This is a genomic window from Ignavibacteriota bacterium (assembly GCA_016708125.1).
Taxonomy (GTDB): domain Bacteria; phylum Bacteroidota; class Ignavibacteria; order Ignavibacteriales; family Melioribacteraceae.
Genome location: JADJGF010000001.1, coordinates 804268 through 823835, shown reverse-complemented (window position 1 = coordinate 823835; position 19568 = coordinate 804268). Strand labels below are relative to the sequence as shown.

At 29.5% G+C, this 19568-nt stretch carries 18 protein-coding genes; 14 read left to right on the top strand and 4 right to left on the bottom strand.

Annotated features, from left to right (window positions below; all coding sequences use genetic code 11):
* The first annotated feature begins 6 nt into the window (after window positions 1-6).
* From csrA to IPH62_03835, 13 genes are all read left to right on the top strand, one after another.
* Window positions 7-261: a carbon storage regulator CsrA gene (csrA, locus tag IPH62_03895; protein MBK7104408.1), complete on the top strand. Its 255-nt coding sequence runs from the start codon at window positions 7-9 to the stop codon at window positions 259-261.
* Window positions 248-958, top strand: coding sequence for a response regulator (locus IPH62_03890; GenBank protein MBK7104407.1), 711 nt, complete (start codon window positions 248-250; stop codon window positions 956-958). The genes csrA and IPH62_03890 overlap by 14 nt, the downstream gene beginning before the upstream one ends.
* Window positions 959-967: 9 nt before the next feature.
* Complete coding sequence (gene motA, locus IPH62_03885; protein ID MBK7104406.1) at window positions 968-1825, top strand: flagellar motor stator protein MotA; 858 nt, start codon at window positions 968-970, stop codon at window positions 1823-1825.
* Window positions 1825-2592, top strand: a complete 768-nt coding sequence (locus IPH62_03880; GenBank protein MBK7104405.1) for an OmpA family protein — start codon at window positions 1825-1827, stop codon at window positions 2590-2592. Before motA ends, IPH62_03880 begins: the two co-directional genes overlap by 1 nt.
* 144 nt (window positions 2593-2736) lie before the next feature.
* Window positions 2737-3390, top strand: coding sequence for a response regulator (locus IPH62_03875; protein ID MBK7104404.1), 654 nt, complete (start codon window positions 2737-2739; stop codon window positions 3388-3390).
* 81 nt (window positions 3391-3471) lie between these two features.
* Window positions 3472-4122, top strand: a complete 651-nt coding sequence (locus IPH62_03870) for a hypothetical protein (GenBank protein MBK7104403.1) — start codon at window positions 3472-3474, stop codon at window positions 4120-4122.
* A 7-nt stretch (window positions 4123-4129) separates the two neighbouring features.
* Window positions 4130-5986 carry a PAS domain-containing protein gene (locus tag IPH62_03865; protein ID MBK7104402.1) on the top strand — a complete coding sequence of 619 codons (1857 nt, stop codon included), beginning with the start codon at window positions 4130-4132 and terminating at the stop codon, window positions 5984-5986.
* Window positions 5987-6184: 198 nt separating this feature from the next.
* Window positions 6185-7024, top strand: coding sequence for a hypothetical protein (locus IPH62_03860; GenBank protein ID MBK7104401.1), 840 nt, complete (start codon window positions 6185-6187; stop codon window positions 7022-7024).
* A 3-nt stretch (window positions 7025-7027) separates the two neighbouring features.
* Window positions 7028-9829 (top strand): S8 family serine peptidase, encoded by a 2802-nt coding sequence (locus IPH62_03855; protein MBK7104400.1) that lies wholly within the window; start codon window positions 7028-7030, stop codon window positions 9827-9829.
* A 5-nt stretch (window positions 9830-9834) separates the two neighbouring features.
* The gene (locus tag IPH62_03850) at window positions 9835-11832 is read left to right on the top strand and encodes an oligopeptide transporter, OPT family (GenBank protein MBK7104399.1); all 1998 of its coding nucleotides are present in this window, start codon (window positions 9835-9837) and stop codon (window positions 11830-11832) included.
* A gap of 39 nt (window positions 11833-11871) precedes the next feature.
* Window positions 11872-12432, top strand: a complete 561-nt coding sequence (locus IPH62_03845) for a transposase (GenBank protein ID MBK7104398.1) — start codon at window positions 11872-11874, stop codon at window positions 12430-12432.
* 77 nt (window positions 12433-12509) lie between these two features.
* A complete protein-coding gene (locus tag IPH62_03840; GenBank protein MBK7104397.1) occupies window positions 12510-13652 on the top strand; it encodes an aminotransferase class V-fold PLP-dependent enzyme in 1143 nt (380 codons plus the stop codon).
* A 108-nt stretch (window positions 13653-13760) separates the two neighbouring features.
* Window positions 13761-14369: a hypothetical protein gene (locus IPH62_03835; protein MBK7104396.1), complete on the top strand. Its 609-nt coding sequence runs from the start codon at window positions 13761-13763 to the stop codon at window positions 14367-14369.
* Between the two features lie 67 nt (window positions 14370-14436).
* Here IPH62_03835 and IPH62_03830 read toward each other — a convergent pair whose 3' ends face one another.
* The 4 genes from IPH62_03830 to IPH62_03815 all read right to left on the bottom strand — a co-directional run bounded on the left by IPH62_03830 (window position 14437) and on the right by IPH62_03815 (window position 16795).
* Window positions 14437-14652 (bottom strand): hypothetical protein, encoded by a 216-nt coding sequence (locus IPH62_03830; protein MBK7104395.1) that lies wholly within the window; start codon window positions 14650-14652, stop codon window positions 14437-14439.
* Window positions 14653-14745: 93 nt separating this feature from the next.
* A complete protein-coding gene (locus tag IPH62_03825) occupies window positions 14746-15132 on the bottom strand; it encodes a HEPN domain-containing protein (protein MBK7104394.1) in 387 nt (128 codons plus the stop codon).
* On the bottom strand, window positions 15116-15415 hold the full coding sequence (locus IPH62_03820) for a nucleotidyltransferase domain-containing protein (protein MBK7104393.1): 300 nt from the start codon (window positions 15413-15415) through the stop codon (window positions 15116-15118). Before IPH62_03820 ends, IPH62_03825 begins: the two co-directional genes overlap by 17 nt.
* A gap of 33 nt (window positions 15416-15448) precedes the next feature.
* A complete protein-coding gene (locus IPH62_03815) occupies window positions 15449-16795 on the bottom strand; it encodes a phosphomannomutase (protein MBK7104392.1) in 1347 nt (448 codons plus the stop codon).
* Between the two features lie 630 nt (window positions 16796-17425).
* On the opposite strand from IPH62_03815, the gene IPH62_03810 reads away from it, so the two are divergent.
* On the top strand, window positions 17426-19555 hold the full coding sequence (locus tag IPH62_03810; protein ID MBK7104391.1) for a S46 family peptidase: 2130 nt from the start codon (window positions 17426-17428) through the stop codon (window positions 19553-19555).
* The last annotated feature ends 13 nt before the right edge of the window (window positions 19556-19568 follow it).

Sequence of the window (19568 nt, the reverse complement as noted above, 5' to 3'; positions counted from 1 at the left end):
TGTAAAATGTTAATACTTACGAGAAAAGAAAATCAGAAAATTAGAATTGGAAACAATATTGTTTTAAATATTATCTCAATTTCCGATAATCATGTTAAAATTGGAATTGAAGCCGAAAAAGATATAACAATTTTTAGAGAAGAAATATATCAGCAGATAATTGAGAACAATAAAAATTCGACTGCTAAATTAAATAAAGAATTGCCGGAAAATTTGAAATCATTAAAGATTAACAAAATTAAAAAAGATGACAAAAAATAATGTTAAGGTATTAATAATTGATGATAATTATTCGATACTACAATATCTGAAAACATTGTTAGAAAGATACGGGTTTACCGTAAAAACCAGTACAAATGGTTACGAAGGTTTACAGGATTCTGCAGAATTTAAACCCGATATAATCTTTTTAGATTTGATGATGCCGAATATTGACGGCATTAAAATGCTTCAGCTGAAAAAAGTTTTGAATGATATTAAAGAAATTCCGGTAATTGTTATAAGTGCTAATGCCGGAAGAAATAATGTAATTGCGGCAATTGAAGCGGGTGCAGATAGAGTTTTAGCTAAGCCGATAAATATTAAACAGCTAAAAGCAACAGTAAATGAATTATTAAATTTTGAATGCTTCGGAACTGAAACCGAAAATGAATATCAAAATGTTCTGGTGCAAAAAAACGAAAATGAATTAGATTTTATAGAAAAGTTTAGCGAGTACAAAATAAATTTATCTGAGGCAATTGAGAATAGAGAACCGAAAAATCTAAAAAATATTGTTAATGTACTTATAGATTTTGCCGGAAAAAGTTCGAGATTAATTGTTAAAGAATTATTAAATGATTTATCAAAAAAAGAATTTGCAAAACCTTCTGATTGGATGTTTGCAGAACTGATAATTAAGCAAATAGAGCATGAGCTAAATAAAAGTAATAAACAAAATTTAATAACTAAAAATTGATAGAAAATTATGTTTATAATTATTGGAGCTATAGTTGTAATAGCCAGCTTAATTGTTGGTTTTTCAATGGCGGGCGGACAGCTTTTAGTTTTGCTTCAGCCTTCGGAATTTGTAACAATTGGCGGAGCCGCAATCGGAAGCTTATTAATTTCTGCATCGATTGATGATATAAAAAATATTGTTGCTGCAATTCCTAAAGCAATTAGTCATAAACATCATTCTAAACCAGAAAATTTATCACTTCTAAAAGCATTATATGATTTATTCCTTTTAGCTCAAAGAGATGGTTTGTTAGCAATTGAAAAACATATTGAAAACCCGAGTGAAAGTGATGTATTTAAATCTGATCCAAAATTATTAAAAAATAAAACTGCAATTACGTTTTTATGCGATACATTAAAAGTTATGCTTTCCGGCGGAGTTCCTCCACATGAAGTTGAAGCTTTAATGGATATTGAAATTAAAACTTACAAAACCGAAACACATCCCACTTATGCATTATTGAGTAAACTCGGCGATGCATTTCCGGCATTGGGAATTGTTGCCGCAGTTTTGGGAATTATTGTAACAATGGGTAGTATTAATGCCGGTGCTGAAGCCGTTGGTCACCATGTTGCCGCAGCGCTTGTTGGTACATTTTTGGGAGTATTATTATCCTATGGTTTTGTTGGTCCATTGGCAACAAATATTGAGCACATGATTGAAGGCGAAATAAGATATCTTGAAACAATTAAAGAATGTGTTATAGCATATGCAAAAGGAAATCCTCCAATTGTTGCGGTTGAAGTTGGAAGAAGAACAATAAACTCACATACAAGACCATCATTTTCTGAGTTGGAAAATTACTTAAGGGGTAAAACAGAATAATGGCGGATCAAGGCAACGATAAACCGATAATTGTAAAAAAAATTATAGACGGTGGACATGGGCATCATGGAGGTGCATGGAAAGTTGCTTATGCAGATTTCGTAACAGCGATGATGGCTTTATTTATTGTGCTATGGATTCTTGGTCAAGATCAAGCAGTGAAAGAAAATATTGCCGGATATTTTAATGATCCCAGCGGATTTGGAGTTGGCAACGGTCCAAGCGCAATTGAAGGAAAAGGCAAACAGCAAATGATTCCTTCTCCCCTCACAGATTTGCAAAAAAAAGAAATTGAAAAAGAACGACTTGAATCAATGGGGGAAGAGTTATTAGATAATCTTAAGAATCAAGATTTTAAAGAGTTAATTGATCAAATTGATATTGAAGTAACTGACGAAGGTTTGAGAATTGAAATAATGGAATCGAGTAATGATGCTTTTTTTGAAGTCGGAACTTCAATCTTAAGTGAAAAAGCAAAATCTATTCTTTCAATTATTGGAAAACAAATGATTCAAGTTAATAATAAAATTGTTGTAGAAGGTCATACAGATTCTCGCCCTTTCTCAAATGGGCAAGACGGATATTCAAATTATGAATTGAGTGCGGATCGTGCAAATTCTGCGAGAAGAATATTACTTTCCAGCGGTTTAAAAAATGATCAAATTGATGAAATTAGAGGTTACGCAGATAATAGATTACGCAACGTAAATGATCCGAACGACGTTGTAAATCGTAGAATTAGCATTATCGTAAAATACTCCCAGTAAAACATAAATTTTGTACTTCCCAATTCTGTGGATATAAACAGAAAAAATTCTTAGCTTTTATCCTAAATTGTTGATAATTATTTTAAAATTATTTTTAATCAATATTTATCAATAATCTTATATTAAATAAAATAAAGTTTTACAATGAACGATAAAAACAAAATTCTAATTGTTGAAGATGAAGAAGATTCGCGATTTATTTATGAAAGACTTCTTACAAAAAATGGTTACACAATAAAAAGTGTAAATAACGGTGAAGAAGCGCTTGATGTTATTAGTGAATTCAAACCGGCAATAATATTGGCTGATTGGACAATGCCCAAATTAAACGGAATTGAACTTTGCAACATTGTAAAAAGTAAAGAAGAATTTAAACTCATTTATTTTATTTTGCTAACCGCAAGAACTTCGCTGAAAGACAGAGTTGAAGGTTTAGATACCGGCGCCGATGATTATTTAGTGAAACCGATTGATAATCAAGAACTGGTTGCAAGAATTAGATCCGGAATTAGAATTCACAATTTGCAGAATGAATTAAAAAATATTGAACACAATAAAGCCGTTATTGAATTAGCTTGTACGATCGGTCATAAAATTAATAATCCGTTGAGCAGTTTAAAAATGTCAGTCGAATCTTTGAAGGATGAAATTGATTCCAAAAAAGAAAATATCAGCGATGATTTTTTTGTGATTGAAGAATCACTAAAAAGAATTCAAGAATTTGTTAAAGCACTTCAGAACTTACAAGGTGCGGAAATTACAGATTACGCATTAGATAATAAAATGCTGAAAATTTAGTGTAATAATTTTTCCTGGTTTTCCTCAATTACTTCTATTAAACTCTTGATCTCATGTACCGATAATGATTTTAGGAGAATAATGTTAGAAAAAATTATAAATATTAATCCACATGATAAATTTAAAAGCGGAACAAAAGTTCATTCCGTAAATCCATATTACATTCACGCAAATAATTATGATAAACATAAAAAAGATTCCGCATTATTTTCTCCGCTTGCAAAATTGATGTCGAAAATAAATTGGCAAATCCTAAATCTTGAATATCCATCGGAAGAAGAAATGCTTTTCCATTTTATTGTTGATGATATTGAATTTTTTACAATAATAAATTTTAATGAGCTTTACACAAACTCACATCAAGAATTTTCGGTATTCAGAGCCGGATTTATAGATAATAAAAAGGTAAACTTTGAAGCCAGAATTGAAGTTCAAAAAGATGAAATAACAATTCTCGAAATTCCGGAAAAGATTGAAATTGGTTCTTTAAAAAGATTTTTTAATCGAATGGAAATTCATGAATTTAAAGCTTCAATTTTGCAAAATATTTATGATGAAATTTTGGCAGGTATTGAAAACGGCATATATAATGAGCTTAATTACATTCTTAAAGTTATTTATACATTTATTACAACAAAACATCCTGATAAAATAAAAAAGAATTTTATTCTAAAGAGCCAATCAAATATTCCGATTATTATTCAGCAAATAGACATAATTAATACAGATTGAATTTAATTTGAAAAATACTCTTAATTACTCTTATTTTGATTTAGATATTATCAGTAAATTTGAATCTTTTGAAGAATTTCCCAATACTAAGCCGGTTATTCTATCGAACGGTAACGGGCTGATTCTATATGCTAACAATTCTGCAAGAATCAAGCACAAATTCAAAGAAGGAAAAAATTTATTCGATTTTAATTCCGAGCCGGATTTAGAATCGCTATTTAATAATTTAACGAAAAATAAAATTTCAAGTTTTTCTACGGATTTTGTAATTAAAGAAGAAGACAATTATTACAGCGGATATTTGTTAAATATTGAAAAAGTAATAATCAAGAATGAAGATGTTTTTATTGTTTACATTGAATCTCAAGATAATAGAACACGAATTACTAAAAAAATCAATTCTTACAATCAAGCTTTAGAATCCGTAAATGTGGGTGTAATGCTTGCAGATAAAAATGCAAGTATAAATTATCTCTCAACTTCATTTGAAGATTTTTTACATAAAAATATTGAAGAACTTTATAACAAAAATTTAATTGATGTTTTCAAAAAATATTTATCCGCACAAGAAATAAATGAGTTACAAATTTCTGTTGACCATTATAAAAATTGGGTGAAAGTAATTTCCGATATTTCTCACGAAGGTGAAGTTTTATATAAGGAAATTAGATTAAATACTGTTCAAGATAATATAGATAAATCAATAAGTTTTATTGTAACTGCAAATGATATTACCGAACATATTAGACAAGCGAGATTGCTGAAAATTTCCGAACAGAAACAAAAATCGATAATCAATAATATTTCCGATCCGATATTAATACTTCGAAAAGAAAAAAATAATTTAATTTTTGAAAACGCAAATAATAGTTTTTATAAAAATATTCTTGCTGCAAAAAATGAAATAAATCCAGAAGCAAAAATCCAAAATATTTTATCGGAAGAATTATTTAATTCAATAAATCATTCAATAACAAATTTGAATAATTCAAATAGAATTCATTCTCAATTTCATTTTACATCTCACAACAACAAAAGATTTTTGGGCAAAATAACTTTTACAGATGATAATTCTGATCATATAAAACTGTTTATAATTAGTATGACGGACATAACCGAACAGCTTGAAATTGAAAGAAAACTTAGAGATGCATACAAAAAAGAAATTAGTCTCAACAAATTAAAATCAACATTTCTTGCAAATATGTCGCATGAAATTAGAACGCCGTTAAATGCAATTGTTGGATATTCTGATTTGCTTGAAGATGATGTAAAAGCTAAAAATTTTGAATCGTCATCACAAATGACCACATATTTAAAAGAAGGTGTAAATCGACTTTTAAAATTAGTTGATAATATTGTGGAGGTTTCACTTTTAGAATCTGGTAACGAGGAAATTGAATTAACAGAAATCGAATTAAATTCATTAATAAATTCAAATAAAGATTATTGGTGCGAGCAAGCAAAACCTAAATCAATCAACTTTATTTTTAATCTTTCCGAGTATGAAATTTTCATTTATGCAAATGAAGAAAAGTTAATAAGGGCGATTAACGAAATAGTTGATAATGCGATTAAATTCAGCAATGAAAAAGGCAGAATTATTATTGCTACAAGTGAAAAACAAGAACGAGGCAAAATCAATATCACAGATTTTGGCGTTGGTATTGAAAGCAATAATCTTAAAAGAATTTTGCACATTTTTGAACAAAGCGAAGATGTTGGATACACAAGAAAATATGAAGGTGCGGGTTTAGGACTTTCATTAGCAAATAAATTAATTTCGTACATGAAAGGTGAATTAAAAATTACCAGCGAGCTAACAAAAGGAACTTCAGTAAAAATTATTTTACCAAAGCAATAAAAGTTTACGTAGAATAATTTTCTTTATCAAAACTTCTCGGAAAATGTAATCTGCACAAAATTCTAGAGATCTTTCTTTAAAAATCATTGCGTAAAATCCATACATTTGCCATATTAATTATTAGGTTGATTTCGATATTAAGAAAGGGTTATGTTTATAATTATAAAATCATTATGCTAATAAAAATCCAAATCGTGTATGAAAAAAAATGTATTACTTTGGATTCTTGCCTTTGTAATTACTGCATTGACTGCTGTTTATCAAAGAGTTACAGGTCCAACTTACCCAATAACCGGAGAATTAAAATTAAACAACAATGAAGTAATTTATAAACTAAATAGAACTCACGGCGGTTTGAGTGATCACGAAGTAAAAATAAATGTTTATGATGAAAATATTTCTGGAGATTTATTTTTTAAACGATACAAAACCTCTGATAATTGGCAGAAAATTCCAATGAGAAATAATAATGGAGAATTAAGTGCAAGTTTGCCGCATCAACCTCCGGCGGGTAAACTTCAATATTTTGTTGAATTTAATTCTCAAAATAAAATCAATAAAATTCCTAATGATCATCCGGTTATAATTCGATTTAAAGGCGATGTTCCCATCTATGTTTTAATTCCGCATATTTTTGCAATGTTTTTTGGAATGCTCTTATCAACGCGAACAGGATTTGAATATTTTAACGATGGAAAAAATATTAAAAAACTTACAATTTGGACTCTCGCATTTTTAATTGTTGGTGGATTTATTCTTGGCCCAATTATGCAAAAATTTGCTTTTGGTGAATATTGGACCGGCTTTCCGTTTGGAATTGATTTAACAGATAACAAAACTTTAATTACAATTCTTGGTTGGATATTTGCATTTATAATGTATAAGAAAAGTAGAAATCCAAAACTTTGGGCAGCTTTTGGAGCCATACTGCTGTTGATTGTATATCTTATTCCACATAGTGTGCTTGGCTCTGAATTAGATTATAACAAACTTGATCAGCAAAAAAAATCAATAGAAAAAATCATAGAAAAAAGGTAAAACATGAAAATTATTTTTAGAATTTCACTCATCTTGATTGCAATAAATACTTTATTTGCACAACAAAAAGATCAAACTTTCATTTCGTTAAGAAACACAGGTGTTGAAAATTTTCAAGAAAAATTTCCGGAATATGACGGACGAGGAACAATTATTCTTGTTTTGGATACAGGTGTTGATATGGGTGTTGATGGATTAACAACAACATCAACCGGTGAAGTAAAAGTTATTGATGTTCAAGATTTTACGGGACAAGGAGATATTCCATTTTTTGAAGCAGAAATTGAAGAAGAAAATGATGTTGATTTTTTTGTTAATGAAAAAAAAGGTTACAAAGTTTCCGGTGCAAATAATCTAAAACTTAAATCCGATGATGAAAAATATTTTATTGGAGTTGTTGAAGAATCACTTTGGAAAAATTCAGGTTCAGGAGTTGATGATATTAATGGCAACAAAAAAAATGATGATAAATTTTATTTTGTAACATTTCAAACTCAAAATGAAGGAGAAAAATTTTGGGTTGTCTATTTAGATTTAAATGGAAACGGAAATTTAGAAGATGAAAAACCGCTTAGAAATTATAAAGAAAAATTTGATGTATTTACATTCCCAAAAGAAAATGGCTTACCCAGTTTTGCACTCGGACTAAATATTTTTCCCGAAACCCAAATAGTAAGTTTTTATTTTGATGACGGCTCGCATGGAACTCACTGTGCTGGAATTGCCGCTGGTAATAAAATTGGCAATAATGAATTATATGGAATTGCTCCCGGCGCAAAAGTTATGGGATTAAAACTTGGGAATAATAATTTTGCCGGCGGTGCAACAGTTACGGAAAGTATGAAAAAAGCTTATCTATATGCCGATAAAATTTCTAAAGAAAGAAAAGAACCTTGCATAATAAATATGAGTTTTGGAATTGGTTCTGAAATTGAACAGCAATCTGAAATAGAAAAATTTTTAGATGAATTGGTTAAGAACAATGCTTATTTATATATTTCAACTTCAAACAGTAATGAGGGACCTGGAATTTCCACAACTGGATTGCCTTCGACTTTAGGATCAATTTTTTCAACAGGAGCAGTTTTAGCTCAAGAAGTCGGAAATGATTTATATGGAACAACTTTAGATAAAGATATAATTTTACATTTTAGTTCACGTGGTGGAGAAGTTAGTAAGCCGGATGTTGTTGCTCCCGGAGCTTGTGTTTCTACTGTTCCAAATTTTAGTGATGGCGACAGATTCTGGGGAACTTCAATGGCATCACCTTATTCAGCAGGAGTTATGTCAGTATTACTTGGTGCTGCAAAAATAGAATTTCCCGATGTTAAAATTCCTTCACGATTTTTATACAAAGTTTTAAGAGAAAGCGCAACGCCTATGACTGGCTATGATTTTATTGATCAAGGAAGTGGATTAGTAAATATTGAAGCCGCATATAATTTGCTTAAAAAATATATTCAAAGCAATGAAATTAAAAATTTCGAAACATATACAACAAAAGCATTTGCTCCAAATATGCCAAATAATACTTCCTCAAATTTATACGTTAGAGATTCAGAATTTTTAACAGGCAAAGAAAAGTTTACATTTAGAGTTAGTAGAAATAATACAATCAGTTCGGATAAGTTTTACAGAATGTACAATTTAAAGAGCAGTGCAAATTGGCTAAAACCCGTACAGAAAAATGTTCATTTAAGAAATGACCAAACTGTAATTGTAAACGCCACTATTGATTCTGAAATTTTAAAAACTCCCGGATTGTATAATGCTAAAATATTTGCAACAAGAGCTGATAAATCTGCAAATCCAGAATTTGATTTGATGGCAACTTTTATTGTTCCTTACGAATTTAATTCTTCAAATAATTACAGTCAAATGTTTGAAGCGGAAAAAATTATGCCCGGAATTCACAAAAGATATTTTTTAAAAATTCCGGTTGGAACTTCAAATCTTAAAATTAATTTAAGTGCAAATAGTAAAGATTTTTCTTCGTTGAGATATTATCTTCATGATCCCGATGGAAGAGAAAAATATTTTGGAATGTTTGATTCGGAAGATAATGCCAATAGCACAAAACAAATTGATGACTTAACTCCGGGTGTTTATGAGCTTGTAATACTTGGACAATTTACATCTTCGCAAGAATCTATTTACAATCTTAATTTAGAAATTGATGGAATAAATATTATTGAAAATTCTATTGCAGAGAAAAAATCTTTAACAATTGTTAATTATTTTGATGAAGAAAAATCCTTAAAAGTAAAAGGAAATTTGCTTGGATATCAGAAAAATTACAACGTAAAAATAAGTGGAAATAATGTTCACAAAATTCCTTTTGAATTAAAAAATGGTGAAACTAAAAAAGAATTCGAAGTTAAATTAAGCAAAGAAGATTTTAATAAAGTAACTGATTTTGCATTAATGATTTATGATGAAACCGGTAAAGCTGTTGATGTTAACGGTTTGTCGTATAGTGAAGGTTCTTCATCAATATCAAAAAAAGAAAATGATAAAGTTGAAAAATATGAATTCGTTTTAATTCCGGGTTTTGCAAATGAGCAGAGTGAATTAGAAGTTAATATCTGTGAAAAAACTTATTTCAACGAAAGTGAAAAGGTTGCAATGAAAGATCAAAATGTAAATTTATTTCCTTTCAATGAAATTAAAATTTCAACAAATTTTGATGAACCAAAAATTATTAGACCAATTGGTACAAATTATTTTGTTGAGATTATTTTCAATTCGGTAAATACAAATGAAGTTGAATTTAAAAAAGTTATTTCAATAAATTCTAAGGAATAAGTTTTATGAGTGAAATAAAAACAAGTGAAAAACCAATAGGATTACCATCCAATGCATATTCGGAACTTAAACCCGGTGAAGAATATATTCCGGTAATGTCTCCGCATTCCAAAATTTCAGAAGTTACACCGTATTCTGTTATAACCGGCTTGATAATGGCGGTATTGTTTTCTGCAGCTGCGGCATATTTAGGATTAAAAGTCGGACAAGTTTTTGAAGCCGCAATTCCAATTGCAATTTTAGCTGTTGGATTTTCAAATATTTTTAAGAAGAAAGATGCAATGGGTCAAAATGTAATTATTCAATCTATTGGATCTACGTCCGGCGCTGTTGTTGCGGGAGCAATTTTTACATTGCCCGGAATTTATATTCTAAATCTTCAAGCATCATTCTTCCAAATGTTTATGGCATCTTTATTCGGCGCATTTTTAGGAATTTTATTTCTTATTCCGTTTAGAAAATATTTTGTTTCTGAAATGCATGGAAAACTTCCATTTCCAGAAGGGACCGCAACAACTGAAGTTTTAGTTGCCGGAGAAAAGGGTGGCAGTCAGGCAATTGTTTTAATTAGTGCAGGATTGATTGGAGGTTTTTACGATTTTTTAATTTCAACTTTTGGAACATGGGCAGAAATATTTACATCTAGAGTTGTAGGTGTTGGTCAAGTTGTAGCTGATAAATTTAAATTAGTTTTTAGACTAAACGTAAGCGCAGCCGTAGTTGGTTTAGGATATGTAATTGGATTAAAATATTCACTAATTATTGTAGCCGGTTCGTTTGTGTCGTGGTATGTTTTAATTCCGATTTTTAATTATTTAGGAGAATTTATTACTACACCGGTTGGAGCAAATGTTCAACTGTTGATAAGAGATATGTCGGCTGAACAAATATTTACCAATTATGTTCGTCATATAGGAATTGGCGCAATAGCAATGGCTGGATTTATAGGAATAGTTCGTTCATCAAAAGTAATAAGCTCTGCAATTTCATTGGCAGTTAAAGAGATTTTTGGTGGAAGAAGTGTTGAAGGTTCTTCATTGAGAACGCAGCGTGATCTTTCAATGAAAATAATTGTTGGGGGAATAATATTAACAGCAATTGTACTTTTTATATTTTTTTTATATGGAGTTGTTTTCAATTTTGTTCATGCATTAGCCGGTTTATTAATTGTGATGATAATGTCATTTTTGTTTACAACAGTTGCGGCAAATGCAATTGCAATTACTGGTAATAATCCGGTTTCTGGAATGACTTTAATGACATTGGTTCTTTCCTCAATAATTTTAGTTGCGGTTGGATTATCTGGTGCATCCGGAATGGTTTCTGCATTAATAATCGGCGGCGTGGTTTGTACTGCATTATCTGTTGCCGGTTCATTTGTTACAGATTTAAAAATTGGATACTGGCTTGGTTCATCACCAAACAAACAAGAAGGTTGGAAGTTTGTCGGAACAATTGTTTCAGCAGCAACAGTTGTTTGGATTATTGCACTACTTGATAGAATTTATGGATTTGCCGGCGGCGGATTACCGGCTCCGCAAGCTAATGCAATGGCGGCAGTAATTCAGCCTTTAATGTCAAATCAACCTGCTCCATGGATGCTCTATATTGGCGGAGCTTTTATTTCTCTAATTCTTGTAATGATAAATGTTCCAGCATTAGCATTTGCACTTGGAATGTATTTACCTCAAGAAATTAATACTCCATTATTAGTTGGCGGCTTAATTGCACACTTCGTTTCAACAAGAAGTAAAGATGAAAAATTAAATAATGCAAGACGTGAAAGAGGTACTTTAATTGCTTCCGGTTTTATTGCCGGTGGCGCACTTATGGGGGTTGTTAGTGTAATTATAAAAGCCGTTTTAAAAGAAAATAATATGCCTGATTGGTTTATGCACGAATGGGCAGAATCAAATACTTCAGTAGTGCTTGCATTTATTATGTTTAGTTTGTTGTGCCTTTATGTAATTTGGGATTCAATGCGCGCAAAAAATGAAGAATAAAAAATTATATCAAGTTTTGATGATGTAAAATATCGTAAAATGGAAAAGTATAATAATAAGTTAAGAATAAATTCTAACCGTTTAAACAATTTCGATTATACTCAACCATTTTGGTATTTTGTTACAATTTGTACTCAACATAAAAAAAATGTTTTTGGGATTGTGCAGAATGATAAAATTGAATTAAACAATTTTGGACAAATTACATTTAAATTATGGAATGAAATTCCCATACATTTTAATAATGCTGAACTTGATGAATTTGTAATTATGCCTAATCATATTCATGGAATTATAATTTTAAAAGATTTTTGTAGAGACATGATTAATCATGTCTCTACGATGCATAAGCATAAATTAACTAATAATCCATGTACAAATTGGATGATGATGAAAAACCCTAATATTTCATTAGGTAAAATTATACGATACTTTAAGGCAAAAACGACTTTCCAGATTCATAAATTAAATAGAGAATTTAAATGGCAGTCAAATTATTATGATCATATAATTAGAAACGAGACTGATTTATATAGAATTAGAAAATATATTTCTCAAAATCCACTTAAATGGAATTTAGATGAATACTATGCATTTTAATGTTTGTATCTAAGAATATAAAATCTAAAATGAAAGACTTGTCAATTCGAAAATGAAGAACTATTGGAAAAATCAAAATGAACAAATTTGAAGAAACTCGAAAATATTTTCCTTATATAAAAAATGGGCTAACCTATTTTAATCATGCTGCAGTTGGACCAATTTCATCTCTTGTAAAAGAAAAGTTGGATGATTATTTAAATCAACGATCCGAAACAATAGTTGAAAATTATTTTGAAACAATTCCACAAGTTAAATCCGCAAAAGAAAAAATATCAAGATTGCTTAATGTAGATGAAAACTTTGTTGGTTGGACAGACAACGTTTCAAATGCAATGAATATTGTTGCGCAAGGTTTGGATTGGAAATCCGGCGATCAAATAATTTTAAATGATATTGAATTTCCGGCAAATGTTTATCCATTTTTAAATCTTAAAAATATTGGTGTGGAAATCATTTTTGCAAAATCAGAAAATTGGAAAGTTGATTTACCTCAAATTGAAAAATTAGTTACTCCGCGTACAAAATTAATTTCTATAAGTTTAGTTCAGTTTCTTTCCGGTTACAGAGCTGATATAAAATCAATCGGCGAATTTTGTAAATTAAGAAATATTATTTTCTGCGTTGATGGAATTCAAGCTGCGGGAAATGTAAATATAAACTTGCAAAATGTTCATGTGAATTTCTTTGCAGGCGGAACTCAAAAATGGTTAATGGGTTTGCAAGGATTATCGTACTTTTATATTTCACCAAAATTATTTGAAAAAATTTCTCCTAAATATATTGGCTGGACCTCAGTAAAAAACGCGTGGAATTTCTTGGATTATAAACTTGAACTGCTTGATAATGCTGAGCGATTTCAAAACGGTACAAATTCAAGAATTGGAATGATTGCAATTGATGCTTCATTAAATTTATTTGAAGAAATTGGTTATGCTGAAATTGAAAATAAAATTTTAGAGAATTCAATTTACTTAATTGAGAAATTATCAGAAAAAGGATTTAATCCTATTCTTAAAAATTCTGATAAAAAAAATATTGCTGGAATTGTTTCATTCAAACATGATAATGCGGAATTTATTTTTAAGAGTTTGAAGGAAAGAAAAATATTATGTTCCTTACGAGAAGGATTGATAAGACTTTCACCGCATTTCTATAATACAAAGGAAGAGATTAATTTTTTTGTTGATGAATTAACTCATATAAATTCTCAATCGTAAATTTCAATATTTTTAATTTATTACAGTTGTAGATTTTTTTGATTTTGAAAATCCAAATTATAATATAAATTAAGACAAATAAGTTTTATTTTAAGGGAGATTGAACAAATGAAAAAACTAGTTTTGTACTTTTTTATTGTTTCAATTTTATTTTCAAAATCAATTTTATCGCAATTAGATACAACTTCAACCTTTGGTGGATTTTTCAATCTGGGAATGCAAAATTCTTCAGTGAAAAGTAATGTAGCAAAAGAACAAGGATTTCCAAGTAATTTTTACGGATTTTCTATGGGACTTGGAATTTTCCATGAATTTTTTCTCGGCGGACTAAATTTTAACGGCGAAGTTCCAGAAGATAAAAAACCATTTTTAAATAATACAACTCAAGGAGAAAAGGAATCGAATGTTCAGTTAATGCAGTTTTCAGTTTATGGTGGCTTGATTTCGCCAAAATTATCACTATCTGAAAAAAGCAATTTATTTTTTACCGGATTTTTAACTTTGGGAAATATGTGGGCATTTGGTGAATTGCGTTCAATTAATGGTTGTGTTGATTGCGATGAAGAGGAATTAAATGTAAACGGTGGAATTTATTTTAATCCGGAAATATATTTTATTTACGATTTTGTCGGATTGGGATTTGGATACAAGTATTTTATAAATGGAGATTACGAAAACAAAATCAGAATTAATTTATCACTTTTTTTGTATGAATGAAAAAATGCCGCAATATAATTCGGCATTTTATATGGAACATTCAAAAAAAATTTGTTACAGAAAAATTTTATTTCTCTGAATTATAACTCAGCTCAATTTTTATGTGAAAATCTGCGCCGCTGAATAAAGTATATTTTACTTCATCAATTGTACATTTATAATCTTCGCCAATTAAATTTGAAACTGAATTTGAGATTACTTTTTCTAATTCACCAACACTTAAATTTTTCAATTTATTTTTTAATAATTTATCTACATCAATTTGCATTTTTTCTTCTGACATTTTGAACTCCTTTTTAAACTTTAATTTTTAGACGAACTAATAAAAAATTTGTTCTATTTATATTATTTCCGTAAATATTCTTTATTATCAAAATTATTTTAATAAATCATTTATTTCAAATAAAATTCGCTCAGCTATAATTATTGAATTTTTGCAAATATTTTCATCTGGATTAAAATCGGGAAGCGCACTTCCAATTGGATATTTTGACGGAAGATAAATACTATCAAGAAAATCGCATTCATCTTCGCTTATTTCAATTGGTTGATTATTTTTTTCAAGAATTATTTTCAACTCTAAAATACTATGTGTTTTCTTAAAAAGAATATTTTTTTCAATCAATAAAGATTTTAAAGCTTTTTCAACTGATTGTTGAATATTATGAAGACATGGATTATAAAGTTGACTTATAAGAAGTACTTTTGCGGCATCTAAATTATCTTGTGAATACTGCAACCATAATTTAGTTTCCTTTTGCATAAATTACTTCTCCGGAAACAAAAATGCTTTCAAAAAAAACATTTTCATTCTTTTTTAAAATTGGAAAAATATCAATAGGAATTTCTTTTGATATATTACGCAAAAGCTTTCTATACTTTAGTGCAAGCGAAAGATAATTTTCTGAACTATTTTGAACAATCGCAATATCAATATCATTAGGAGATTTTGCAGAATTGAAAGAACCAAAAATTACTATTTTTTCTATTTCAATCTGATTTTTCAGCAGTTCAACAATTTTATTTTTTATTAGTGATTTTTTCATTTCAAATATTTCATTTTGGATATTTGTTAAATTTTAACTTCTTATAAAATCCAAAATTTCTTTCGTTTTTTCTTCCATTAGTTTTATATCATTTCGTGATTCTACATTTAATCTCAACAATGGTTCAGTGTTACTCATTCTTACATTAAATCTCCAAGTTGGATATTCAATACTGATTCCGTCAACTGCATCCAATTTTCCATCGGAATATTTAGATTTTAGCTGCGATAATTTTTCTTTTGGATTTTCAACTTTTGAATTTATTTCTCCGGAGCATGGAAAATTTTCTATCATTTCTCCAACCAATTGAGAAAGTGTTTTATTTTCTACACTTAACAATTCTAAAATTAAAAGGAACGGAATCAATCCGCTATCCGAATAATAATTATCTCTAAAATAATGATGAGCCGACATTTCTCCGCCGTATATTGCATTTACTTCGCGCATTTTTTGCTTAATAAATGCATGACCGCTTACCGATTCAACGGCAATTCCATTTGCATTTTTAACTTCTTCAAGAGTATTCCAAATTAATCTCGGATCATGAACAATTTTTTCACCGGGAAATTTTTTCAATAATGATTTTGCCAATAATCCAACGATGTAATATCCTTCTATAAAATTTCCTTTTTCATCGAAGAAGAAACATCTGTCATAATCTCCATCCCAAGCAACTCCTAAATCTGCATTTGATTTTTTCATTGCATCAATTGTTGATTGTCTGTTTTCCGGCAAAAGCGGATTTGGCACTCCATTTGGAAAAGTTGAATCCGGATTGTGATGAACTTTTATCATTTCAATCGGCAAATATTTTTCCAAAGAATCTAAAGCCGGACCAACGCAGCCGTTTCCGGCATTTACAACAACTTTATATTTGTTAATTTTTTTTGCATCATAAAATTTTGTTAAACTTTTTATAAATTCTTCCATAATAACAAGAGTTTCAATTTTACCTCTTTCGGATGCAATTTCACCTAAATCATTATTTAAAATCATTTGCTCAATTTCATTTAATCCGGAATCATATCCCATTGGTTTTGAGCCATGTTTTACAAATTTCAATCCGTTATATTCCGGAGGATTGTGACTTGCGGTAATCATAACTCCGCCATCTGCATTTAGATAAGGAGTTCCAAAATAAATCATTTCAGTTCCGCAAAGTTCTAAATCAATTACATTACAGCCGGCATCCGATAATCCTTGAGCAAGCGCTTTAGAAATTTCCGGCGAAGATTCTCTTACATCTCTTCCAATTAAAACTTTTTTTGCATTTTGATGTTTTACAAAAGCTCTTCCAACTTTATAAGCTAAATCTGTATTTAATTCAGATGGAACTTTTCCTCTAATATCGTAAGCTTTAAAACCGGGAATTTGAGTCATTTTTACCTCAATTATTAAATTGAATTTCTAATATTCTAAAAATACAAAAACATAATTTATTTAGGATAAATTTTTACATAGCAAAATTGCTTTTACAACTCTATTTTTCAATTGTAATTTTAGGAATCTAAAAATCAAAAACTCCAAAATAGCGAAATGCAGCAATCTAAATTGTTCAATTTATTTTCCAATTCAAGCAAGCCAAAGTTTTTCAGAACAAGACCAATTATGCAGCTTTTGCAAAGCTGAGGCACTGCATTCTCATTTAGTTCAATGCGAAAATTGCCAATCAATAATTAATTTTATTCCTTTAATGAAAAACGAAAATGCAATTGTTTTTTATGTGAAAAAATGTTCAAATTGTTTTGGAACAATTAAAGATGAAAAACAACTTATGCCAAATTATTTTCCGGAATCATTTATCTAAATTATACGCATAAAATCGATAAACCTTCAATGCAAATTTTAAATAGTGAATTACAGTTATCCCCAAAAATTTCTACAAATCAAAAATACTAAGCATTTCTATAAATTATGAATATTGATAATTTTATTTTAGACTATCAAATTTGTAAAATGCATAGCTAATTTTTAAGTTTACACAATGTTTACAAATCTTAAAGGAGAATGATGAAAAGCTACTATTCCAGAATTTTTACATCAATTATAATACTAATATTTTTTGTTCAATTAAACTTAGCGCAGCAAAATGATGAACCGATTGCAGAATCTGATATTTTTGATACGGGGAAAATGTGGACATTTGATTATCCGCCAATTCAATATATCAGCGAAACTTATGGATTTACACCTACCGATGAATGGTTTGAAGATGTAAGATTATCCGCTTTGCGAATTCCAAGCTGCACGGCTTCTTTTATTTCGGAAGATGGATTAATTATGACCAATAATCATTGCTCAACTTGGCACAGAGATGCTGTTGAAAAAGACGGGGAAAATTTAGAAGAAACCGGTTTCTATGCAGAAAATTTAGAGGCTGAAAGAAAAGTACCAAATATGTTTGCCGAACAATTAGCTTTTATGGTAGATGTAACAGACGCAATTAATGAAGCTATTGAAACGGGTTCAACTGATGAAGAAAAAATTACAAACAAAAATAATAAAAGCAAAGAATTGGTTGAATATTACAATAAGGAAACCGGATTGGAATGTCAATTAGTTTCATTATTTAACGGCGGGAAACATTCAATTTACGGATATAAAAGACATAACGATGTTAGATTAGTTTTTATTCCGGAAGAATCAATTGCTTCTTTCGGAGGCGATTTGGATAATTTTACTTATCCCAGACATGATTTAGATTGTGCATTTTTTAGAGTTTATGATGAATCCGGAAATCCGGTAACTTCAAATAATTTTTTCAAATTCAGCAAAGACGGAGTTCAAAAAGATCAAGTAATTTTTTCTGTTGGAAATCCCGGTTCAACAAACAGATTAAAAACTGTTTCACAAATTGAGTATAACCGTGATATTACTTATAGAAACAGAGCATTTTTATTGGATACTTATTACAATTTGTTGGAAGATTTAAAATATCAATATCCTGATAGAGCTAATGAATTTGAGGAAATTAGAAGAAGAATTGGCAATGGTCAAAAAGTATTTCATTATACGCAAGCTGGATTGTTGGATCCATATATTATTGCAAGAAAAAGAGATTTTGAGAATAAAATTCGAGCAGAAGTTGAAGCAAATGATGATTTGCGCGCAAAGTATAATCACATTTGGGATGCAATAAGTAAATTGCGTGAAGAAATGAAACCTATTGAAAGTCAGCTAAGTGCATACCGACAAACAAGATTTTTAGGTTCTCAATATTTTGATATTGCGAAAAATATTATTGAATTTGCCGAACAAATGAATTTGCCGGAATCCGAAAGAAATCCAAAGTTTAATGTGAAAAATATAGATTCATTAAAAAATTTACTTTTCCCCGAATCATTTGATTCAATTTTAGAAAATGCAAAGTTGGAAGTTCAGCTTGATTACATTAGAATGAATTTAGGCAACGATAATAATTTAGTTCAAAAACTTTGCGGAAGTTATCAAGGAAGTGAAGCAGTTGAATATTTGCTAAGCAAATCTTCACTTGGAAATAGAGAAAAGGCATTACAATTTCTTCAAAATTCACCAAACGATATTTTGAATTCAAATGACCCCTTAATCTATTTTGTAAAAAACACAAAAAATAAAATTGATGAATTAACAAAAAAATCCAAAGAAATTACTGATACGGAAAGTATTTTGGAAAATATGCTTGGTAAAGTTCTTTATGAAATTTACGGAACTGAAATTCCGCCGGATGCAAATTTTACATTAAGATTAAGTGACGGCGTTTTAGAAAGTTTTGATTATAACGGTACAAAAGCAATTGAAAAAACTACTTTTTACGGAATGTATGATAGATATTATGGAAGTGAAAAAACTTATCCCTGGAATTTACCGGCAAGATGGACTGTACCACCGGCAGATTTTGATTTATCAACAACATTTAATTTTATTTCTACAAATGATATAGTTGGCGGAAGTTCCGGAAGCGCTGTAATAAATAAAGATGCAGAAATAGTTGGTCTTGCTTTTGATGGAAACGTTGCAAGTATTATCGGCAATTTTATTTATTTACCGGAAGATAATAGAATGGTTTCCGTTGCGTCGCAAGCAATTATTGAAGTTTTGGATAAAGTTTATAAAGCTGATAGAATTGTTGAAGAATTAAAAACCGGAAAAATCGCGGATTAAATTTTTTGCTTCA